14 protein-coding genes are annotated in these 20,702 nt (G+C 67.3%); 7 read left to right on the forward strand and 7 right to left on the reverse strand.

All coding sequences use genetic code 11. The features are described from left to right. Window positions 1–3 precede the first annotated feature (3 nt). The 5 genes from EBQ26_RS08460 (at window position 4) to EBQ26_RS08480 (ending at window position 5,792) form a co-directional block, all read left to right on the forward strand. A complete protein-coding gene (locus tag EBQ26_RS08460; protein WP_122238576.1) occupies window positions 4–1,587 on the forward strand; it encodes a hypothetical protein in 1,584 nt (527 codons plus the stop codon). Continuing rightward, complete coding sequence (gene gspM / locus EBQ26_RS08465) at window positions 1,584–2,162, forward strand: type II secretion system protein GspM (protein ID WP_122238577.1); 579 nt, start codon at window positions 1,584–1,586, stop codon at window positions 2,160–2,162. The genes EBQ26_RS08460 and gspM overlap by 4 nt, the downstream gene beginning before the upstream one ends. Beyond that, the gene (locus tag EBQ26_RS08470; protein ID WP_122238578.1) at window positions 2,159–2,719 is read left to right on the forward strand and encodes a hypothetical protein; all 561 of its coding nucleotides are present in this window, start codon (window positions 2,159–2,161) and stop codon (window positions 2,717–2,719) included. Before gspM ends, EBQ26_RS08470 begins: the two co-directional genes overlap by 4 nt. Window positions 2,720–2,823: 104 nt before the next feature. Then, window positions 2,824–5,280, forward strand: a complete 2,457-nt coding sequence (gspD, locus tag EBQ26_RS08475; RefSeq protein ID WP_238944250.1) for a type II secretion system secretin GspD — start codon at window positions 2,824–2,826, stop codon at window positions 5,278–5,280. Window positions 5,281–5,339: 59 nt separating this feature from the next. Then, window positions 5,340–5,792 carry a hypothetical protein gene (locus EBQ26_RS08480; RefSeq protein ID WP_122238580.1) on the forward strand — a complete coding sequence of 151 codons (453 nt, stop codon included), beginning with the start codon at window positions 5,340–5,342 and terminating at the stop codon, window positions 5,790–5,792. Between the two features lie 192 nt (window positions 5,793–5,984). Here the strand turns inward: EBQ26_RS08480 and EBQ26_RS08485 are convergent, their stop codons facing one another. The 7 genes from EBQ26_RS08485 to ruvB form a co-directional block, all read right to left on the reverse strand. Continuing rightward, on the reverse strand, window positions 5,985–6,632 hold the full coding sequence (locus tag EBQ26_RS08485; RefSeq protein ID WP_122238581.1) for a riboflavin synthase: 648 nt from the start codon (window positions 6,630–6,632) through the stop codon (window positions 5,985–5,987). Window positions 6,633–6,789: 157 nt separating this feature from the next. After that, window positions 6,790–7,779 (reverse strand): TRAP transporter substrate-binding protein, encoded by a 990-nt coding sequence (locus EBQ26_RS08490; protein WP_122238582.1) that lies wholly within the window; start codon window positions 7,777–7,779, stop codon window positions 6,790–6,792. A 10-nt stretch (window positions 7,780–7,789) separates the two neighbouring features. Next, on the reverse strand, window positions 7,790–8,071 hold the full coding sequence (locus EBQ26_RS08495; RefSeq protein WP_124779237.1) for a hypothetical protein: 282 nt from the start codon (window positions 8,069–8,071) through the stop codon (window positions 7,790–7,792). 79 nt (window positions 8,072–8,150) lie between these two features. Then, window positions 8,151–13,565 carry a translocation/assembly module TamB domain-containing protein gene (locus EBQ26_RS13160; RefSeq protein WP_275265348.1) on the reverse strand — a complete coding sequence of 1,805 codons (5,415 nt, stop codon included), beginning with the start codon at window positions 13,563–13,565 and terminating at the stop codon, window positions 8,151–8,153. 148 nt (window positions 13,566–13,713) lie between these two features. Then, on the reverse strand, window positions 13,714–15,699 hold the full coding sequence (locus tag EBQ26_RS08505) for an autotransporter assembly complex protein TamA (protein ID WP_122238605.1): 1,986 nt from the start codon (window positions 15,697–15,699) through the stop codon (window positions 13,714–13,716). Between the two features lie 177 nt (window positions 15,700–15,876). Beyond that, window positions 15,877–16,488 (reverse strand): YceD family protein, encoded by a 612-nt coding sequence (locus EBQ26_RS08510; RefSeq protein ID WP_122238585.1) that lies wholly within the window; start codon window positions 16,486–16,488, stop codon window positions 15,877–15,879. A 59-nt stretch (window positions 16,489–16,547) separates the two neighbouring features. Continuing rightward, window positions 16,548–17,627, reverse strand: a complete 1,080-nt coding sequence (gene ruvB, locus EBQ26_RS08515) for a Holliday junction branch migration DNA helicase RuvB (RefSeq protein ID WP_122238606.1) — start codon at window positions 17,625–17,627, stop codon at window positions 16,548–16,550. Window positions 17,628–18,039: 412 nt separating this feature from the next. On the opposite strand from ruvB, the gene rimO reads away from it, so the two are divergent. After that, entirely contained in the window at window positions 18,040–19,428 is a 1,389-nt protein-coding gene (gene rimO, locus EBQ26_RS08520; protein WP_238944251.1) for a 30S ribosomal protein S12 methylthiotransferase RimO, read from the forward strand. A 140-nt stretch (window positions 19,429–19,568) separates the two neighbouring features. Beyond that, window positions 19,569–20,561: a lipoyl synthase gene (gene lipA / locus EBQ26_RS08525; protein ID WP_122238586.1), complete on the forward strand. Its 993-nt coding sequence runs from the start codon at window positions 19,569–19,571 to the stop codon at window positions 20,559–20,561. Window positions 20,562–20,702: the final 141 nt, after the last annotated feature.

A 20,702-nucleotide genomic window follows, 5' to 3' on the forward strand; every position in this document is an offset into this window, starting at 1 on the left:
TTCATGAGCGCGCCTTCCCCCTCTACCTACGACAGCCCTGCCGCCAATCCGTGGGAGCTATTTGGCCTGGATTTGCGCACCATCGGCCAGGATTGGCTGCACGCCATGCGGCAATGGCACCAGATGGCGCCGCTGCGCTGGTTTGAACTCAAACCCCTGGTGCAGGTGCTGCGCGCCGATCGCAGTCTGGCGTTTTGGCAAGATGGCCGCTGGCACCCCGGCGGCGGCGCTGCAACGGCGGCCGTGGCCGCGCGCGCCGTGCAATTGCCGGAAACCTTGCTGCTGCGCCGCAGCTTGCAATTGCCGGATTTGCCCGATGCGCAGGTGCGCGATGCCGTCGCGCTGGATATTTTCAGCAGCAGCCCCTTCGCACAGGACGATGTGGCCTGGGGTTATGTGCAAACCCGTACCGAAACGGGCTCGCAAACCATGGCCGCGTTTGCCTCCCGAACGCAAATTGCCGCCTATCTCACCCAGGCGCTGAATGCCGCCCCCGCAAGCTGGCCTGCCGAGCACAGCGAAATTTGGGCCTTGCCTGCGCATGCAGGAGAGGCGGTTCAGCCCATCGTGCTGCAAGGCTATGGCGAGGGCCTGGCCGAGCAAGCGCGCCGCCGCCGCCGCATGAAAACCTGGACGGCGCTGGCCGTGGGTGCGGCGTTGCTGGGGGCTTTGGCCTTGACGCCGACGTTGCAACTGCGCCGCCAGGCCCTGCAAGCCGATGCGGCTTACAACCAACTGGTGGCGCAAACGAGCCGCCTGGCAGAGGAGCGCGCGGCGCTCACCATGGCGCTGGAGCGCGTCGCCCAGATCAAGCAGCGCCAGGCCCAGCGGGTGAATCTGGCGCAGGTGCTGCAATTTCTCTCCACGCTGTTGCCCGCCGATGTGTCGCTGCATGCGCTGGAGTTTGCACATGAAAAGGCCGATGGTGGTCAGATACCCGGTCAGGAGGCTGACGAGGGCAGCGCACCGATGCCAAAACCCATGCTCAAATTGCTGGGCGAGGCCGACAACGCTGCGGCCGTCATCCAATTGCTCAGCGCGCAGGAGGAATGGGTCGATGTGCGCACCACCCAGCCCGTGCAGCAAATTCCCCAGGCCAACAAAGAGCGCTTCACGGTGGAAATGACCATCGCGCCTGGCGCTTTCAATACGCGCTATTCGCTCGAGGCACTGCCTGAAGCAGAGCCTGCGCCAGAGCTGCAACCAGCGCCTGAGCCATCGCCGCCAGTGGCAGCTCCTGAGGCGGAGCCTGATGCAGCGCCCAGCGTGCCACCGTCCCAGGCCGCACCATCGGCCCATCCGCAAGTGGTGCAGTCGCCACAGCCAACCGCCGCAGCAGCATCGTCCGCGGCGGATGCCCCCTCGCGCACGCCGTCCAATGCGGGCGTGACGCCCATGATGGCGCCGCAAATTGCCCCGAACGCGTTGCCGGTTTCGCCTGCCCTGGCAGGTCAGCCCGCTGTGCCCCAGACTACGCCGGCTGAGGACTCTGACGCTGCGCAAGAGCCGCTAGCGCTGGAGCGCGACGAGGCGGACGGCATGGGCGGCGATGCAGGACAACCCGATGCACCGGAAGGCAGGCCATGACGTCCACTCCCCATCCAACCGCCGTGCGCAGACGCCTCTCCAAAGACCGCGTCTTGCAACTGCTCACCGTGGCGCTGGCGCTGGCCGTGTTGGCCGCAGGCAGTGTGTATGTGGTGCGCAAGCACTTGTGGGCGCAAGCCAAGATCGAAGAAATCACGCCGCGCTATGAGCGCTTGCTGGGCGTGCTGGAATCGGAGGCGGCCATGCGCCAGGCCAGCCAGCGCAGTGCGCAATTGCTGCAGGCCTATGCCTATCCAGCCAGCCAGGAGGCGGGCCAGATTGGCACCGATGTGCAGCAAAAGCTGCGTACGGTTTTCAACAGCGCTCAAATGGTGATCCAAAGCAGCCAAGTGTTGCCTGAGGAGGAGGATGGCGCTTTGCTGGCCGTGCCGGTGGAAGTGCGCCTGGAAGGCACGCTGGAGGGGCTGCGCCAAGCCTTGGCTGCCCTGGCCGACCAGCGCCCGCTGGTGCAGGTGCACAGCTTCTCCATCCAGCGCGGTCACAAGAGCAACCAATACGACCCGGTGCGCCTGCGCATCCTGGCGCGCTTTTTTGTGTGGAGGCAAAAGCCATGAAGCAGCGCTCCGCCCTGGCCGGGTTGTGGATGGTCAACGCCGCCCTGGCGCTGGCTTTGTTGGCCTGGTGGCTGTGGCTGCGCGCGGCCCAATGGCAGCCGCCAGCGCCTATCGCGCCCGATTACGCCAGCGCTTTGCAAGATGCGGCCTTGCCGGGCCATTTGAACGCCAGCGACTACACCGAGGTGGTCAAGGCGCCTCTGTTCGAGACTTCGCGCCAGTGGCCCGATGCGCCGCCGCCGCCCGCGCCGCCTGAAGCGCCCAAAACGCCGCAACCTGCGCCGAAAGACGTGCTGGACGAGGCCCGCGTGCTGGGCGTTTACGACCAAGGCAGCGAAGGCGCGGTGATTCTGGAAATCGAGGGCAAGGCCCGTCGCCTGCGTTTAGGCGAGAGTGTGGAGGGCTGGACGTTGCGCGCCATCGACGGCTTATCGGTGCGCTTGACGCACCCGCAGCAGCCTGACCGCATCCTGGACCTCAAGCGCCGCCACGACAACCCGCCAGTGGTCCCGGCCAACGAGGCGCAGCAGCGCCGCCGTCCGCCTCAACCGCGTTGAGGGGCGAAGGCGCTGCTTGCCCGCCGCCCGCACTGGCTTTACGTACAACCCGATACATTCAACCGATCATGCTTGACCGACCAATGCCTTTTGCTCCGCCCCGTTTGCTTCGCCTGACTGTGGCGGCTGGCCTGGCCGCCAGCCTGGCCGCATGCCAAAGTGTGGGCCGCCAGCCCGGCGAGCAGGATCAGGCTGTTGCCGTGGCTGCCGCTAATTCTGAGGAGGTGCAGGCCTGGCAAGGCACGTCCATGCCTGTGGCCAGCGGCCAGCCGCTGCCCAACCCCCGCGTGGATGAGCGCCAGGGCGCGCAGCAGGAAGAAGCCCCACCAGCGCCGCAAGTGCGCATTTACAAAGGCGATGACACCACCTTTGCCCCGCCCAAGCGGGGTGTGGCGCTCAAGGGCGAAGCGGGCGAATTCAACTTCGAGGAAGCGCCCATCACCGAAGTGATCCACGTGATGATGGGGGAAATCCTCAAAGCCGATTACGTGCTGCACCAGCCCATTGGCGGCACGCTGACGCTGGCGACGCGCAAAGCCGTTTCCAAGGACACGGCCCTTTCCCTGCTGGAAACGGCCTTGCTGGCCAACGGGCTACTGATCGCCCAGGATAGCCGGGGCTTCTACCACATCGGTCGGCCCGAATCCTTGCGTGGCATCGTGCCCGCGCCGCGCCTGGCGGGCACGGGCTATGGCCCGCTGCCGCCGGGCTACGGCATCATCTTGCTGCCGCTGGATTACATCGGCGCGGCGGAGATGGCCGAAATCCTCAAGCCCGTCATGGGCGAAAGCTCCCTGCTGCGCGTGGACACCATCCGCAACCTGCTGGTGCTGGCGGGCACCCGCCCGCAGGCCGAAGGGTGGATGGAGCTGGTGCGCACCTTCGATGTGGATTTGCTCAAAGGCATGTCGGTGGGCATCTTCCCGCTCAAATACGCCAGCGTGGCCGATGTGCAGGCCGCGCTGCAACTGGTGGCGGGCGGCGCGCCCGGCGGCGCTTCGACTGCGCAGCCCACCCAGCCCCCTGCCCAGCAGCGTGCGGCCCAGCAACGCCAGCAGCAGGCCCAGGCGCGCCAACAAGGGCAACAGGCACAGCCGCCCGCTGCCGCGCAAGTGTTGCCCGTGCTGGGCTCGCTGCGCATCGTGCCGCTGGAGCGCCTCAACAGCATCATGGTCATCACCCCGCGCGCGCAGTATCTGGAGCAAGCCAAGCTGTGGATCGAGCGGCTGGACCAGCCCAACGACAGCACCGAGCCGCAGCTTTTCGTCTATGCCGTGCAAAACGGCTCGGCCGCGCACCTGGCGCAAGTGCTTGGCGGCATTTTTGGCGGCCAGGGCGCAGGCGGCATCAGCAGCTCGGGCGTGGCCCCCAGCTTTGCCAGCGCCAGCGGTCAAACCTCCGGCTTCGGCCAGGCCAGCAGCAACCGTTTTGGCGCGGGCGCGGGGGCGGGCTTTGGCGGTGGTTTGAGCGCTGGAGGGGGCGCCCAGCAAGCGGTCAACACCGCCCCGGTGGCGATGGATTTGGGCGATGCGCGGGTGATTGCAGATCCGCTCAACAACGCCATCCTCGTCTGGGGCACGCGCCAGGATTACGAAAAAATCGCCGCCACCCTCAAGCGCCTGGACAAGCAGCCCGTGCAAGTCATGCTGGAAGCCAGCATTGTGGAAGTCACCCTGACCAAAGACCTGGAATACGGCTTGCGCTGGGCCTTCAATGGCGATCTGGGCGGCAGCCGCTATACCGATGCAGGCGGCTCGCCCTCGCTGCGCGGCATCAAGCCGGAAGACGCTGCGGCCGGTGCCTTGTCCAGCTCGCTGGGCGCGTTCACCTACGCCATCACGCGCGGCAACCGCGTCAACGCCTTGCTGCAAATGCTGGCCTCGCGATCGCTGGCCAAAATGCTCTCCAGCCCCTCGCTGCTGGTGCTGGACAACCACACCGCCTCCATCACCGTGGGCGATCAAATCCCCGTGGCCGTCAATGCCACCAGCAACCTCACCTCCGATAACGTCGTCACCTCCTACCAGTACCGCGACACGGGGCTGATCTTGCAAATCACCCCATCGGTCAATGCGGGCGATCTGGTCACGCTCACCGTGGAGCAAACCCTCTCGGGCATTGGCAACGAGAAATACGCGGGCAGCAACCCCAGCTTTGTGCAGCGGCAGATTTCCAGCAAAGTCGCCGTCAAGTCCGGCGAGCCGATCGTGCTGGGCGGCCTCATCAAGGAAAACAGCAGCCAGAGCAACAGCGGCATTCCCGGCCTGATCGACGTGCCCGTGGTCAAGCACGCCTTTGGCGGCACCACCCAAAAGAATGAGCGCACGGAGCTGCTGGTCATCATCACCCCCACCGTGGTGCGCTCGGGCGACGATTTGCGCCAGGCGGGCGACGAGCTGCGCGACCGTATGCAGGAGTTGCTGCGCACACGCGTGCAGGAAATCAAGCGCGGCGGCCCCGTGCTGCCTGGCGAGGAGGATTTGGTGGATCTGGTCAAGCCCCTGAACCGCTCAAGCTCTGGCGCTGCTGGCGCCGACGCTGCGGCCCACAACTACCAATGACGCTCTTGGAGCCTGCTTAGCCCCTGTTAACCCCCTCTGTTTTGAAGAAAGCCAACGCCATGAAAACCCGATTGACCCGCCTGAGCGCCACCGCCCGCATGTATGGCCTGGGCCTGTGCGCCGCTGCGGCCCTGGCCGCTTGCTCCACCCAGACGGCTACCGACAACCGTCCGCCCGAAGAAATCGTCAAGCAGCGCGCCGCCGAGCGCTGGGACGCCCTGCTGGCGGCCGACTACACCAAAGCCTATGGCTACCTGGCCCCCACCGTGCGCACGGTCAAATCGCTTGAGGGCTACAAACTGGGCCTGCGCGTGGTCGATGGCAAGGATTCGCCCTGGAAGAAGTACGAAATCAGGCAAGTGAGCTGCCAGGAGCAGGCGCAATCTTGCAAAGCCACCGTCGCTATCGAGGCCATCCTCAGCGTGCCCAAGTTCGCTGGCATGACGGCCACTGCGGAAGCCGAGGAGGAGTGGATCCTGCAAGACGGCCAGTGGTACTACTACATGCGCTGACCGGGCCCCAGGCGCTTGCGCCAGCCCACGGCTGACGGCTGGACATCTGGCCGGATACCGCCGGAAATCCAAAGCCAAAAACAAGGGCAGCCCTGTCGCATCAGGGTTGCCTTTGTTTTTATCAATCAAAAGGAAATAAAACATGCCTGTTTCGGCATGTTTTTATTGAAGTGAATTTTCTTTTGATTGGAGTCATGGGGTTTGGCCTGGCGCGGCGGGCCTGGCCTGGCACTCCAGCATGCGGGCCACGTAGCGGGCCATCAAATCCACCTCCAGATTCACGCGGCTGCCCGTTTGCAGGTATTGCAAGGTGGTGTGCGCCAGCGTGTGGGCGATAAGGTTGATGCTGAACTCGCAGCCTTGCGGCACATCGCGCACGGCGTTGACCGTCAGGCTCACGCCTTGCACCGTGATCGAGCCTTTGTAGGCCAGAAACGGCGCCAGCGCCTGGGGCGCGAGGATGCGCAGCTCGTGGCTTTCGCCTACGGGGGCGAAGTGGCTGACCTGGCCGATACCGTCCACATGGCCGGAGACGATGTGCCCGCCCAGCCGGTCGGCCGCGCGCAGGGCTTTTTCCAGGTTGACGGGGCCGGGCTGGTCCAGCCCGGCGGTCAGGCGCAGCGATTCGGCGGAGATTTCGATGCTGAACTGCGCGGCGGCAGCGTCGAAGGCGGTGACGGTCATGCACGCGCCATTGAGCGCAATGCTGTCGCCCAAGGCCACGTCGTCCAGATAGCCTGCGGGGGTGGTGATGTCCAGCCGCTTGCCGTGCGCGGCGCTGTCGCCCAGCGCGTGCACGGCGCGGATGTGGCCGATGGCGGTGATGATGCCGGTGAACATGAGGTGGTTCTCCTGTGGGGGCTAGGGGGTGTTGGAAGCGAATGGCCAGGGGTGTTGTGCAATTTTGATTGCCAATCAAAAGGAAACAAAAAAGCCTTGTTTAGGCAACATGGGTATAGAGTGAATAACCCTTTGATTGGTAATGTTGTGCATTGGCCTAAGCCAGCGCGCGAATGGCTTTCAGCAGCTCCTGGCTGCCGGTGGCCTCTATCACCCCGGCCCAGACGCTGCGCGCGCCGCTTTCCCAGGCGGGGCGATCCTGCGGTTGCAGGCGCTGGCCGCCCGCGGCGGCGGCTTGCTGCATGGAGGCGGTTTCGTCCTCCACGATCAAGGCGTTGAAGTAGGCGGCCGCCTCTTGCGCGGCTTGCGTGAAAAGGGCTTGCTGCTCGGCGCTCAGGCGCTGCCAGAAGGCGCGGGAGAAATACACCACCCCGCTGGCCCAGATGTGGGCGGTTTCGGTCAGGCAGGGCACGACTTCGTAGAGCCGAAAGCCCGCGTAGGCGGACTTGGTCAAATCCATCGCATCGGCCACGCCATTGGCCAGGGCGTTGTAGGTCTCGGGGATGGGAATGGCCACGGGCGTAGCGCCATAGGCCGCCCACAGCCGCGTGTGCAGCGGGCTTTGGATGGAGCGCATCTTCAGCCCCTGGAGCTGCCTCGGGTGCGTGATGGGGGTTTTGCTCAGCACATGGCGCGCGCCGTAGTTGATGAAGGCCAGCACCTGAAATTGCTGCTGAGCAAACAGCGCCTGGAGCTGCTGGCCGGGCGCGCCTGCGCAGGCGCGCTGCACATGCGCCGCGTCGCGAAACAGAAACGGCAAATCCAGCACCTGGCTTTGCGGCACCCAGCCCGCCAGCGCCGAGACGGTGGAGAGGCTGGCCTGGATCGCCCCCAGCCGTATGCCTTCGGCCACGGCTTTTTCGCCGCCCAGCGCGGCGTTTTTCACGATGTTGAAGCGAAACGCGCCGGGCAGACGGGCTTCGATCAGCTCGGCAAACTTCACCCAGATGCGGGTTTCGGGCTTGTCATCGCCCATCAGCGAGGCCACGGTGACGGTGATAGGTTTGGCAGCGCGCACGGGTTGCGCCAGCGCCAGCACAGCGCTGGCGCCAGCGCCGCTGAGCAGGCGGCGGCGGGAAATGGGCATGGTGCAGTTCCTATAACTTGAAAGGGATGGTGGTGATGCCCACGCCGATCAGGGCGGAGAGCATCGTCAGATAGCTGTGCAGCAGGGCGTGCGTGAGGCAGTTTTGTCTTGGCTCGCGGGCGAAAAGCGCAGCCAGCCAAAGCGCCAGGGATGCCAGCGCCGCTGCGCAAGCCAGGCCGAAGAACAGGCAAAACGCCAGGCTGCGCTCCCGATCAACGTAAAAAACAGCGTTGATGTAGAGCGCCACGGCAAACAGGATCAGGCTATTGAGTGCCAGCAAATGCTTTGGCATGGAGCGCCTTGCGGGTCACGTGCTAGGGCGTGTGACGCACTTTGCGCTCTCGCGGGGGGCGGAAAGTACATCACACGCTCTAGTCATACGTCACGGTGTAAATCAAATCCACGGCGCTGGTGGCGCCGGTTTCGCCGCGGGCGGTGAGGCGGCGGGTGATGTCGTAGAACACGTACAGCGTGCCCGCCGCGCCCGAGAGGCTGGCGACGTAGGTGACATAAAGCTGGTCGGAGAGGCGCTTGCCCACGGAGAGGCCGCCATCGCTCAGGCCCACTTCATCCAGCCCCAGGCCCTTGGCCAGGCCGCCGCCCAGGCTGCCCGCCAGCAGGCCCAGCGCGGCTTGCTGCATGGCCTGGCTGCCGCTGCCGCCGCCACTGCCGGGCGAGCGGCCCAGCACCACCCAGGAGAGGGCTTCGGATTCGGGCAGGGGCGGCTCGGAGTACAGCTTGACGCGCGGCGCCTTTGCGGTGCCGGTGATGCGCACGCCCGCGCGCACGTCGATGTCGGGGCGGATGGCCAGCATGTCCAGCGACGGGTTGTCGTAAGGGCCGTTGAAGCGCACCACGCCTTGCTCGACGTTGAGCGCCTGGCCCCAGGCGCGGTAGCGGCCCTCGTCGGTGCGCACTTCGCCCACGATGGAAATGGGGGCCTTGCCGCGCGTGGTGTTGCGAATGTCCAGCTCGCCCTCCAGGCGGGTGGTGATGCCATAGCCTTGCAGGGCAAAGTCGCGCCCCAGGTTGAGCTGGATGTGCATGTCCATCGGCTTGGCCGTTTGCAGCTCGCCACGCGGCATAAGCGCATCGGCGGCGGCTTCGGCAGCGGCTTGGGCGGCATCGCTGGCGCGCACGACGACGACATCGCTGCCCAGCGTGGGCGCGCCCGACTCGGGCAGGGTGATGGAGGCGCGGTCGATGGTGATGTCGCCGCGCACGCGCAGCGCGCCATCGCGCAGCGTGGCCGAGAGCGGGCCGCTGAGGCTGATCTGGCGGTCGTTGCGCGCCAGCGCCTGCATGGCCTCCAGGCGCGCTTGCACCTCCATGGCAATGCCGCTGCCCGCGCTGCCGTCGGCCTGGGCGCGCACGCCGCTCCAGTCGATATGGCCGCTGGCGCGCATGTGCCCGCGCTCGGTCGGGGCGGGGGTGCGGTTGCCGCTGCGCCCCGGCACGTAGGCGTTGCTGCCGGTGCCGCCTTGGAAAACCAGCTCCTCAATCAGCAAACGCTCGCCCTGCAATTGCGCGCGCAGGCGGCCATCGTGCAAATCCACGCCGTCGAGCACGGAGCGCAGGCTCAGCCCATCGGCCTGAATCGGGCCTTGCAACTGGGGCGCTTGCAGCGTGCCCGCGAGCTGGATATCGGCTTTGAGCGCGCCGCCAATGCGCCAGCCCAGCGGGGCCAGCGCAGCCCATACGCCCAAGTCGGGCAGGCTGGCGCGGAGGTGGCCGCCCAGCGGCGTCGGCTCGGGCAGGCTCCAGCCGCCGCCCTGGCGGGCCAGGGGGATGCGGGCCTGGGCGTTGATCTGCCCAGCGCGCTCGGCGTCCCACAGCAGCGTGGCGTTCAGCGCGTCGCCGCTCGATTGCAGGCGCAGGCGCACATCGCGCAGGCCTGCGGCCAAGGCATCGCTGGCATTGCGGCGCGGTGCGCGCGCGGTTTTGCTGGCGCTGGCTGTGGCGCCCTGGCCTTGCGCGGCCTGCACGGGCGCGGCGCTGTCGCCCAGCCACACATCGCCGCTGTCTCGCCCCAGCTCGGCGCTGACGCGGGCGGTGTCGCCCAGGTCGATGTCCCATTGGCCGCTCAGCATCAGGGTCGAGCGCATGCCTGCGCCAGCCAGCGGCGGGTTGTCGGGGGCGAGGCCGTCCAGCCATGCCAGCGCCAGGCCCTTGAGCTGGCCGCGGCTTTGCAGCCGCAGCGCGCCGTTGGCGGTTTGCGTGAATTGCAGCGGCTCCCAGCGCAGCGTCAGCGCCTGGCTGGCCGCGCCTTGGGTGACGCTGGCTGGCGGCGTCACGCGCGCCTGGCCGCCCTGAGCGCGCAGCGCCAGCGTGGGCTGGGTCTGGACATCGAAGCGCCAATCGTCTTCCACATGCCATTGCCAGGGCGTTTTCTGCCCCGGCAGGGTGAGCGCAGCGGCCCATTGCGCCAGCGTGACGCGCCAGATGGGGCGCTGGGCGGCGCCGGTTTGGGCCAGTTGGGCGCGGGTGTCCAGCTTGGCGTGGGCGCCGTTGGCCAGGGCATCGCCTTTGAGGCTGAAGCTGGCCGCGGCCAGATTGCCTTGCAAGCGGGCGTCGAGCTGGCGGATGTCGATCTGCGTTGCCGCCTGGGCGGCGGGGGCTTGGCTTGTCTGGGCGGGTTGGGTGGTTTTTGCGGCTTTCACCTGCTTCTTGCCCTGGGCTTGGGTGGCGCTGGCTTTGGCCGCTGGTGCGGGCGCGCTGGCGGGCAGGCTTAGCTTCAGGCCCGCGCTGTGGGCGTGGGCGTCGATGCGCAGTTGGGGGTGGCGCGCGGGGTTTTGCAGGCCTTCAAGCCATTGCTGCCAGCCGCCTTGCCATTGGGCGTCGAGCTGGGCGCTGCCGCTGGCTTGCAAGGCGGGCAAGGCCGCGCCCACGATGGGCAGGCCGCGCAGCCAGGCGGCGGTGTCTTGCGCGGAGGCCAGTTGCAGCGACAACTTGCCGCCGCCGCTGGCCGCTTGCATGGCGGCGTCGGCGCTCAGGTTCAGGCCGGGGGCGCGGGCGTTGACGGTGGCCTGCACCTGGCTGGCATCGGGCAGGCTCAGGTGGAGTTTGCTGGCCTGAACTTGGGCCTGGAAGGCGTCGAGCGTGAGGCGCTCCAGTACCAGGGCATCGGGCTGCCAGCGGCCTTTGGTTTGGATGGCGCGCACATCCCAGGGGCTGCGTGCGGGGGCGGCTTTGGCGGAAGGGTTGGCAACGACGGTCGCGCCGTGGCTGCGGATGTCGGCCTCAAAGGCTATGCCCTGGCGCAGATCGCCCTGGGCTTGCAGCGTGCCGCTGAGGGGGGGCGCTTGTTCGGCGGCCAGTTGGCTGTGCAGGCGCACCAGCGGCAGGCGTTGCAGCTCGGCTTGCACGTGCAGGGCTTGCGTGGCCGGCTCGAAATGGCCTTGCAGTTGCAATTGGCCTTCGCCCACGCGGGCTTGCAGGCTGTGGGCGCTCCAGCGCTCGGGGGCGATGTGGGCCTGGGCCAGCAGTTGCGTCAGCGGCAGGCGCTGGGCGTCGAGCAGGCCGGGCTGGGCGTTGCGGATGTCGGCTTCGATGTCCCATTCGGCCTGGGCCAGGTCGGCGGTGAGGGCGGTATTGGCCGGGCGGGCGCTGGCGTTGCCGCTGAGCGCGGTTTCTGGCAGGCCGGCCATGAGGGGCTGCAAGTTCAGGGTCTGCAATTGCAGTTGCAGCGCGCTGGCGGGCAGGTGGGTGGGGCGCAGGTCGCCCGCCAGGGTGATGCGACCGGCCGGGGCGCTGCCGTGCAGGTCGATGGCTGCTTGCTCGATGTGCAGCGCTGGGGCCTGGGGCGCGCCTGCGGGGGCATCTGTGGGTGCGGCAGGGCGGTAGTGCAGGCGGGCGTCGATGTGGCGCACGGGCAGGCGCGCAGCGGTTGTGACAGGGGCGGAGCTTGGATCAGCGGCGGCGGCTGGGGGCGCAGCGTTGGCGGCCCAGGGGCCGGGGCGGCGGTTTTCCAGCCGGGCTTGCAGCGCCCAGGCGGCATCGGCCAGGGCGGTGTGGGCGGTGGCGGCGGGGGTGATGTCTACGCGGCCATGCAAATCGGTTTCGGGCGCGGCGGGGTGCAGGGCGTGGGCGTTCAGGCCCGCCAGTTCCACGTGCGCTTGCTGCACGGGCTGGCGGCGCCAGGGGTGCAGGGCGGCTTGCAGGTGCGCGCGCGTGGCGGCATGGGTGGCTGCGTCCGTGGCCGCGCTGGGGGGGGCGGGCGGCGTTTGCAGCAGGTTTTTGGGGGCGGCCTGGTTGGGGGCTTGCTCGTGGGCGTCCAGGCGCAGGTGCACCATGGCGGCATCGCCGCCTGCGAGGCTGCCGTCGGCGCTGAGCCAGGCGTGCAGGGGAGCGGGCACATCGGGGCTGAGGGCGCTGAGCCAGGCGCCAAGCTGGGCTTGCAGGGTCAGCGTGGTGTCGTGCAGGCGCAGCTCGGCCTGGGCTTGGCTGGCGCCGTAGTGCAGGCTGTGCAGTTGCAGGGCGTGCCAGGGGGTGGCGTAGTGGTAGTCGGCGGCGAGCTGGTCGATGGCGTAAAGGGTGGGGGCGGCTGGCGTGCCGGGTGCGCCAGGCTTGGCGGGCGTGGTGGCGGGTTGCACTTCCAGTCGATCCACGCGCAGGGGCAGGCGGATGGCGATGGGCAAGCGCACGTGCGCTGGCATGGCGGCGGGCGCGGGGGGCTGGGCAGGCTCGGGCTGGGCGGTGAGCTGCACGCGCACGCGCTCGGCGTGCAGGGTGCGTACGTGCAGGGCGCGCTCCAGCAGTTGCCACAAGTCCCAGTCGAGGTGCAGGCCGTCGATTTCCAGCGCCGTGCCGGGCATGTGCCAGTGCAGGCGCTGGATGCGCCCGCCTGCGGTGAGGGAGCCGCTGGCGCCTTCGTAGTGCAGGGCTTGGTCGGCGGGCAAAAAGCGCTGGGCCAGTTGCAGCGCGCGCGGCAGCGAGCCGTCGCGGCTGGCCCAGACCAGCAGTGCGCCGATGAGCAAGGCCAGCGCCAGCACCAGGCCCAGCAGCAGCCACAGCAGGCGCTTGAGCCAGCGTGCGAGGGCTTTGGGTGCGGGCTGGGGCGCAGGTTGTGGTGCAGATGGGGATGCGGGCGGCGCAGAGCCGGGGGGGATGGGGCTGGGCGGCATGGGGCCTGTGGGAGGGGGCGGTTCGGTCAAGGCCGAGGTGGCGGCTGGAGCGGCCAGGGGCGCTGCCGCAGGCGCTTGAGGTGCTTGAGGTGCTTGGGACTGCGCAGGGCGGGCGGCGGTTTGCGGGGTTTGTGTGGCGTGCGTTTGCAGCGCAGCAGCGGCGGGGGTGGCGGCAGGGATGGCAGCTTGGGGGGCGCTGGGCGATGGGGCGGGGGCTGGCAGCGGCATGGGCTGGCTGCTGGCGCCCTGGAGGTTGGCGGTGGCGATGCTGCGGGCGATTGCCTCGGCGGCGGCGTGCAGGGCGTCCAGCCTGGTTTGCAGGGCGTTGCAATCGGCCAGCAGGGGGGCGATGGCGGCGGCGTTGTCTTCGGTCGCGGGCAGGGTTTGGATGGCCGCTTCCAGGCGTTGGGCGATGTCGCCGATCTCGCGCGCGCCGGTCAGCCACGCGCTGTTTTTGAGGGTGTGCAGCAGGTGCAGCGCCTCATGGCGGGTTTTGAACGAGGGGGGCACGCCAATCCAGCTTTGCAGGATGCCGCGCAGGTGGGGCAGTTGCCGGGCGGCTTCTTCCTCGAAGATGGGGAACAGGTCGGGGTCCAGTTGGGCCAGAAGCGCCAGCGCGCTGGCGCTGCAATGGGCAGGGGAGGAAGGGGCGGAGGCGTTCATAGAGCGGTGCAGGGGGCGGCGTGTGCAGGCATCAAGGGGCCGCAAGAGCACGTGGCCCATGTGTATTTATCAATCAAAAAGAAATAAAAGCAATGCATTTCGGCAATTTGGTATTGAAGTGATTTTTCCTTTGGTTTGCTGTTTTGGGTTAGAACGTAAAACCCATGCGCAGGTGCAGGCGCACTTGCTTTTCCTGGATGCCGTAGGCCAGATCGGCCTGCATGGGGCCGACGGGGCTGTTCCAGCGCAGGCCAGCGCCCAGGCCGGTGTGCAGCTTTAAGTGGCCGGTGTTGTTGGCCACCGCGCCGGTGTCGAGAAAGACGGCGCTCTCCCAATCGTGGACGTTGCCCATGAGGGTGAGGGGGCGCTGCCATTCCAGGCTGGCCACGCCCATGTAGCGCCCGCCGTAGAGCTTGCCGCTGGCGGCGCGTGTGCCGATGCTGTGGTAGCTGTAGCCGCGCACGGTGGCGTCGCCGCCGGTGAGAAACAGCAGCGAGGCGGGCACGCGCGTGGCCGAGTTGGCGACGACGGCGCCGAGCTCGCCGCGCAGGGCCAGGCGGCTGCGCCGTCCGGCCTCGTTGCGCTGGCCCAGGGGCCAAAAGCCTTGCGCGCGCAGGCGCGTGCGGGCAAAGGGTTTGCGCTCGGGCGTGAGGGTGTAGCCCGCGCCCAGCTCGGCGCCCAGGCCAAAACCGGCGGTGGGGTTGGTTTTGTTGTTGAAGTAGCGCCCCGTCCAGCTGTAGCTGCCCAGCAGCGCGGAGGAGGAGCCCAGGCCGTTGCCGGTGACCTGGCTCATGTCGTATTGCAGGTAGTAGCGCCGCTCGATGTGGCCCACGGTTTTGCTGCGCCCGCCGGTGAGCGAGAGGGTGTTGGTCTTGTAATCGCCCACGTCCTCGCGGCTGAGGCTGCCGCCCAGGTACCAGGCCCAGCCGTTGCGCTGGGGCAGGGCGCTCCAGCGCGTGCTGGCTTTTTGTGCGCGCATGTCCAGCGCGACCTGGCTGACGGCGCGCCAGCCCAGCGGCCAGAGTTGGTTGTGCACGTGGTCCAGCGACAGGCGTGCGCCCGCATCGGTGCTCAGGCCCACGCCAAAGACCAGCTTCTGGTAGGGCGCTTCGCGCAGTTGGGCGATGACGGTGGCGTTGTCCGGCTCGCTGTCGGTATCGATCATCAAAAAGGCCGATTCGAAGTAGCCGCTGGAGGCCAGGCGCTGCTGCGCGTCCAGCAGCGCTTCCTCGCTGTAATCGGCCCCGGTGGGGATGCGGGCGATGTGGCTGATGCCTTCGGCGTCGTAGCGCTCCAGGCCCTGGAGCTGGAGCGCGCCGAAGCGGTAGGCGGGGCCGCTGTCGTAGCGCACGCGCAAGTCCACGCGGTTGGCGTCGGCGTCTACGCGCGCCTGGCTGTCGCTGATTTGCGCGGTGGGGTAGCGCAGCTTTTGCAGCTCGCGCAGGCCGCCTTGTTTGGCGCTGTCCCACTCGGTTTGGGTGAAGGCGCTGCCCTCTTTGAGCGGCCAACGCCGCTCGATGCGCGCGCGCTGGCGCTGGGCCGCGGGGTTGTCTGCCGCATCGCCCTCGAAGGCGATGGCGTGGCTGGCGATGGTGGCCTGGGGGCCAGGCTCAACGTCGATGACGATGGTGCGCGGGGCCAGCTCGGTTTCGCCTTCTTCCAGCGTGTCGCCTTCTTGCACGCGCAGTTGTAGCTCGGGGTTGAAGTAGCCCAGCGCGGCCAGCAGGTCGCTGGCGTTGGTGCGGGCTTCGGCCAGCAGGCGGTTGAACTCGGTCTGGCGCAGATCGGGAAAGCGCGTGTAGCGCTGCAAGCTCAGGTGGCGCTCCAGATGCTTGGCGATGGCGCGATCGCTGCTGTTGACTTGCACATCAAAGGCCAGCGCGCCCTGGCTGGCGCTGCTGGTGGGGGTGGCGTCGGCCGCTTGGGCGTCGGCGTTTTTCTTGCCCAGCACGCCACAGCCGCTCAGCGCCAGCGCAGCGCACGCCACCGCGCACACCGCCGCCAGGGGGCCGACGGCCGTGCGGGGGCGTGGCAGGGCGGCTGGAGCGGCGGCCCTGATAGCGGTCGCGGCAGCCGTTTGAGCAGCCGTTGGGGTAGCCGTTTGAGCAGCGGTGAAAAGGGGGCGATCTCTCATGGGCCGTATTTTGCCATTGGCCGCTGCGGCGATGCAGGGCATTTCAATCAACGGAAAATTGATTTGATTTGTATGTTGCCGAATCAAGGTGGTTTTATTTCCTAATGATTTGTAAAATAAAAGACCTTACGGCGCTGCATGGATGGCTTGCAAGCAGGGGGCTTGCAGCAGGGGGGCTTAGTCGGCCTGTTCGCCGCCGTGGCCGCCGTGGCCGTTGGGGCGGGGTTTGCGCTCTGCGCCCTCCAGGGGCTGGGTCAGCAATTGGGCGAGCTGGGCGAAGGGGCGGTTTGTCTCGCCGCCTGCGGCGTTGAAGGCCGCGTCGGCGCTGTGCAGCGGGGCGGGGCTGTCGCAGGCTTCGTGCTTGACCAGCGGCGGCAGGGCCAGCAGCAAATCGTCCTCGATCAGCGTGAACACGTTCAGCGGGCCTTGCAGGGCCAGCACGTCTTCTTCGGCGTCCTCATCTTCTTGCTCGGCCTGGGCTTCGGTGGCGACGAAGCGGAACCATTGGTCGCTTTGCACGGTGGTTTCGGACGGTTGCAGGCAGCGCTGGCAGGTCAGCGCCAGCGTGGTGTGGGCCTGGCAGTGCAGCCAGGGCATGGGCTGGCCTGCGGCATCGCGGCGCAGTTCGGCGGCGATGCGCCAATGCACGGCGCGATCGGCGCTGGCGACGCCGCTGGCCAGCTCGGCGGCCAGGCGGGGGAAGTCGCTCAAGGGGCTGGTGTGCTCGGCCTGGCCGTTGCGGGCGGCAAAGGCGCTGATGTCCAGGTGGCGCAAGTTGGGGTGTTCCATCGGGGGGCTTTCCAAAAAAATGTTGAATGGCTTTTCACAAGGGCGCTTTGCAAAAGCGCTTACAAGGGCGCGGGCGGGTCGAACAAATCGCCCGCGCGCTGCGCCGGGGGCATGAGGCCGAAGTGCCGCCAGGCGGCGGCGGTGGCGATGCGTCCGCGCGGCGTGCGCTGCAAATAGCCTTGCTGGATGAGGTAGGGCTCGATCACGTCTTCGATCGTGCCTGCTTCTTCGCCAATGCTGGCGGCGACGTTGTCCAGCCCGACGGGGCCGCCGTCGAAGCGGTGCAGCACGGCTTCGAGGAGTTTGCGGTCCATCACGTCAAAGCCGATGGGGTCCACATCCAGCAGGGTCAGCGCCTGCTGGGCCATCTCCAGCGTGATGCGGCCCGTGCCTTTGACGTCGGCATAGTCGCGGATGCGCCGCAGCAGCCGGTTGGCAATGCGCGGGGTGCCGCGCGAGCGGCGCGCCACTTCCAGGCTGGCGTCGGCATCGATGGGCGCGGCCAGCAGGCCGGCGCTGCGTGTGATGATCAGCGCCAGCTCCTCGGGCGTATAAAACTCCAGCCGCGCCACGATGCCGAAGCGGTCGCGCAGCGGGTTGGTGAGCATGCCCGCGCGCGTGGTTGCGCCCACCAGGGTAAAGGGCTGCAAATCCAGCTTGATGCTGCGCGCGGCCGGGCCTTCGCCGATCATGATGTCGATCTGGTAATCCTCCATCGCGGGGTAGAGGATTTCTTCCACCACGGGCGAGAGGCGGTGGATTTCATCGATGAACAGCACATCGTTGTGCTCCAGATTGGTCAGCAGCGCGGCCAAGTCGCGCGGCTTTTCCAGCACCGGGCCGCTGGTTTGGTGCAGTTTGACGCCCAACTCGGTGGCGATGATGTGGCTGAGCGTGGTCTTGCCCAGCCCCGGCGGGCCAAACAGCAGTACGTGGTCCAGCGCCTCGCCGCGCTTGCGCGCCGCACCGATGAAGATCTCCAACTGCTCGCGCGCCTTGGCCTGGCCCACGTACTCTTGCAGCGCCTTGGGGCGCAAGGCGCGCTCGAGCGCCTCCTCGCGCGCTGAGGCGCTGTGGGCGTTGATCAGGCGCTGAGGCGGCGGGGCGGGGCTGGCCCAACTGTCGGTCTGGATGCTCATGGCAGGCGGTGCGGGGCGGGGCAGGGTGGCAAGCGCACGGGCAAGGGCGGGCGCATAGGCCAATGCGGCAAAACCGCATGAAAAACACAGGGCAAGGGGCGTGGGTCGCCCTCTGGCAAACCGGGCAGCATAGCGCAATGGTGGGCGTGGATGTGTCGCATGCAGCGTGAGACAGGCAGCGCTGTGCGGTTATGACGCCATCGCCCACGGCAGAGGCCATTAAAAAGGTGCGGCGCGCCAGATGCGGTCGTGCAGATGCGGTCGTGCAGGTGCGGGTGTCAATAGCAGTGCATTGCCACAGGCATTGCGCCTCTGCCACAATCGCCAGCCTTTTGCGGCCCTTTTCACGGTTTGCGGCAATACGCCCGCACTACGCCTGCGCCGCTGCGATTGCCCTCCCACGATTTCCCTCATGACTTCTCCCGCCACTTCCACCGTGCCGCGCATTGGCATGGTTTCTTTGGGCTGCCCGAAAAACTTGACCGATTCGGAGCTGATCCTCACCCAGCTCAGCGCCGAGGGCTACCAGACGGCCAAGACCTTCCAGGGCGCCGATCTGGTCATCGTCAACACCTGCGGCTTCATCGACGATGCCGTGCGCGAGAGCCTGGACACCATTGGCGAGGCCCTGGCCGAAAACGGCAAGGTCATCGTCACCGGCTGTCTGGGCGCGCGCACCGATGCGGGCGGGGGCAATCTGATCCAGAACATGCACCCCAGCGTGCTGGCGGTCACCGGCCCGCACGCCACGCAGCAGGTGATGGACGTGGTGCACCAGCACCTGCCGCGCCCGCACGATCCGTTCATGGATCTGGTGCCCGGCGGCTTTGGCGAGGCGGGTGTCAAGCTCACGCCGCGCCACTACGCCTATCTGAAGATCAGCGAGGGCTGCAACCACCGCTGCACGTTTTGCATCATCCCGGCCATGCGCGGCGATTTGGTCTCGCGCCCGCTGGGCGATGTGATGAAAGAGGCGCATGCGCTGTTTGCCGGCGGCGTCAAGGAGCTGCTCATCATCAGCCAGGACACCTCCGCCTATGGCGTGGACGTGAAATACCGCACCGGCTTCTGGGACGGCCGCCCCATCAAAAGCCGCCTGTACGAGCTGGCCCAGGCGCTGGGCGAGCTGGCGGCGCAATACGGCGCGTGGGTGCGGCTGCATTACGTCTATCCCTACCCCAGCGTCGATCAGGTCGTGGAGCTGATGGCCGATGGCAAGGTGCTGCCGTATCTGGACGTGCCCTTGCAGCACAGCCACCCCGACGTGCTCAAGCGCATGAAGCGCCCGGCCAATGGCGAGAAAAACCTTGAGCGCATCCAGCGCTGGCGCGAAGTCTGCCCCGAGCTGGTGATCCGCAGCACCTTCATCGCGGGCTTTCCGGGCGAGACGGAAGAAGAATTCCAGCACCTGCTGGATTTCATGCAGGAAGCGCAAATCGACCGCGCCGGCTGCTTTGCCTACAGCGATGTCGATGGCGCCGCCGCCAACAGCCTGCCGGGCATGCTGCCGCTGGAGCTGCGCGAAGAGCGCCGCGCGCGCTTCATGGAAGTGGCCGAGCGCGTCTCCACGCAAAAGCTCCAGCGCCGCGTGGGCGATGTGATGAAGGTGCTCATCGACCACGCCCCCGCCCTGGGCCGCAAAGGCGGGCGCGGGCGCAGCTACGCCGATGCGCCGGAGATCGACGGCGTGGTGCACCTGCTGCCGCCGCAAAAAGCCAGCAAAACGCTCAAAGTCGGCGAGTTCACCCGCGCCCAGATCGTGCAAACGCAAGGGCATGACCTGATTGCCCAGCCGATTTGATATTCCGCATCATAGGAAATCAAGCCTATTGCCCATCATGCCGAAACAAGGATATTTTTTATCCTATTGATTTGTAATTAATTGGTTATTTGCGATTCGCCCAGCCGCCCCAACCCCAACCCCTCGCGCAGTCTGCTGTCATGAACGCCCCCATCCCCCCATCCCCCGCCCCGGCTTACGACCCCCGCGTCAAGCAAAAAGCCGCCGCCAAGCTCGCCCGCATCCCCATCAAGGTCGAGCATGGCGAAGTGCTGAAAAAGCCCGACTGGATTCGCGTCAAGGCCGGCTCGCCCACCACGCGCTTTTACGAAATCAAGCGCATCCTGCGCGAGCACAAGCTGCACACCGTGTGCGAGGAAGCGAGCTGCCCCAACATCGGCGAATGCTTTGGGCGTGGCACGGCCACCTTCATGATCATGGGCGACAAATGCACGCGTCGCTGCCCGTTTTGCGACGTGGGCCACGGCCGGCCCGACCCGCTCGATCCCGATGAGCCGCTGAACCTGGCCAAAACCATCGCCGCGCTCAAGTTGCGCTACGTCGTCATCACCAGCGTGGACCGCGACGACTTGCGCGATGGCGGCAGCGGCCACTTCGTCGCCTGCATCCAGCGCACGCGCGAGCTTTCACCCGCCACGCAAATCGAAATCCTGGTGCCCGACTTCCGCGGCCGCGACGACCGCGCGCTGGAGATCCTCAAGGCCGCGCCGCCCGATGTGATGAACCACAACCTGGAAACCGTGCCGCGCCTGTACAAACAGGCGCGCCCCGGCTCGGACTACCAGTTCAGCCTCAACCTGCTCAAGAAATTCAAGGCCCTGCACCCGGGCGTGCCCACTAAAAGCGGCCTGATGCTGGGGCTGGGCGAGACGGATGAGGAAATTCTGCAAGTCATGCGCGACATGCGCGCGCACGACATCGACATGCTCACCATCGGCCAATACCTGGCCCCCTCGGGCAGCCATTTGCCCGTCAAGCGCTACGTGCACCCCGACACCTTCCGCATGTTCGAGGACGAGGCCTACAAAATGGGCTTTTCCCACGCCGCCGTCGGCGCGCTGGTGCGCTCGAGCTACCACGCCGACCAGCAAGCCCACGCCGCAGGCGTGCCCGAGACGGGCAGCAGGCATTGAGCACCTGCCCCAAGCGCCGCGCACGCCCTCTCCCGCCTGCGGGAGAGGGCGGGGGTGAGGGTGTGCGGCGCGCCAGCGGCCCCGCTCTGACCGCCCTTGCCTGACCGCCCCGCCCGCCAAGCTCCAAGCCCCCACCCAGGC

Source organism: Allofranklinella schreckenbergeri, assembly GCF_003703475.1.
GTDB lineage: Bacteria > Pseudomonadota > Gammaproteobacteria > Burkholderiales > Burkholderiaceae_C > Lampropedia > Lampropedia schreckenbergeri.

Bases quoted from the DNA above. Each gene is read 5' to 3' on its own strand.
- EBQ26_RS08485 (WP_122238581.1), bottom strand. From the start codon at position 6,632: ATGTTCACCGGCATCATCACCGCCATCGGCCACATCCGCGCCGTGCAC.
- EBQ26_RS08490 (WP_122238582.1), bottom strand. From the start codon at position 7,779: ATGCCCATTTCCCGCCGCCGCCTGCTCAGCGGCGCTGGCGCCAGCGCT.
- EBQ26_RS08495 (WP_124779237.1), bottom strand. From the start codon at position 8,071: ATGCCAAAGCATTTGCTGGCACTCAATAGCCTGATCCTGTTTGCCGTG.
- EBQ26_RS08470 (WP_122238578.1), top strand. From the start codon at position 2,159: ATGAAGCAGCGCTCCGCCCTGGCCGGGTTGTGGATGGTCAACGCCGCC.
- EBQ26_RS13160 (WP_275265348.1), bottom strand. From the start codon at position 13,565: ATGAACGCCTCCGCCCCTTCCTCCCCTGCCCATTGCAGCGCCAGCGCG.
- lipA (WP_122238586.1), top strand. From the start codon at position 19,569: ATGAACGCCCCCATCCCCCCATCCCCCGCCCCGGCTTACGACCCCCGC.
- gspM (WP_122238577.1), top strand. From the start codon at position 1,584: ATGACGTCCACTCCCCATCCAACCGCCGTGCGCAGACGCCTCTCCAAA.
- rimO (WP_238944251.1), top strand. From the start codon at position 18,040: ATGACTTCTCCCGCCACTTCCACCGTGCCGCGCATTGGCATGGTTTCT.
- EBQ26_RS08460 (WP_122238576.1), top strand. From the start codon at position 4: ATGAGCGCGCCTTCCCCCTCTACCTACGACAGCCCTGCCGCCAATCCG.
- EBQ26_RS08480 (WP_122238580.1), top strand. From the start codon at position 5,340: ATGAAAACCCGATTGACCCGCCTGAGCGCCACCGCCCGCATGTATGGC.
- EBQ26_RS08505 (WP_122238605.1), bottom strand. From the start codon at position 15,699: ATGAGAGATCGCCCCCTTTTCACCGCTGCTCAAACGGCTACCCCAACG.
- EBQ26_RS08510 (WP_122238585.1), bottom strand. From the start codon at position 16,488: ATGGAACACCCCAACTTGCGCCACCTGGACATCAGCGCCTTTGCCGCC.
- ruvB (WP_122238606.1), bottom strand. From the start codon at position 17,627: ATGAGCATCCAGACCGACAGTTGGGCCAGCCCCGCCCCGCCGCCTCAG.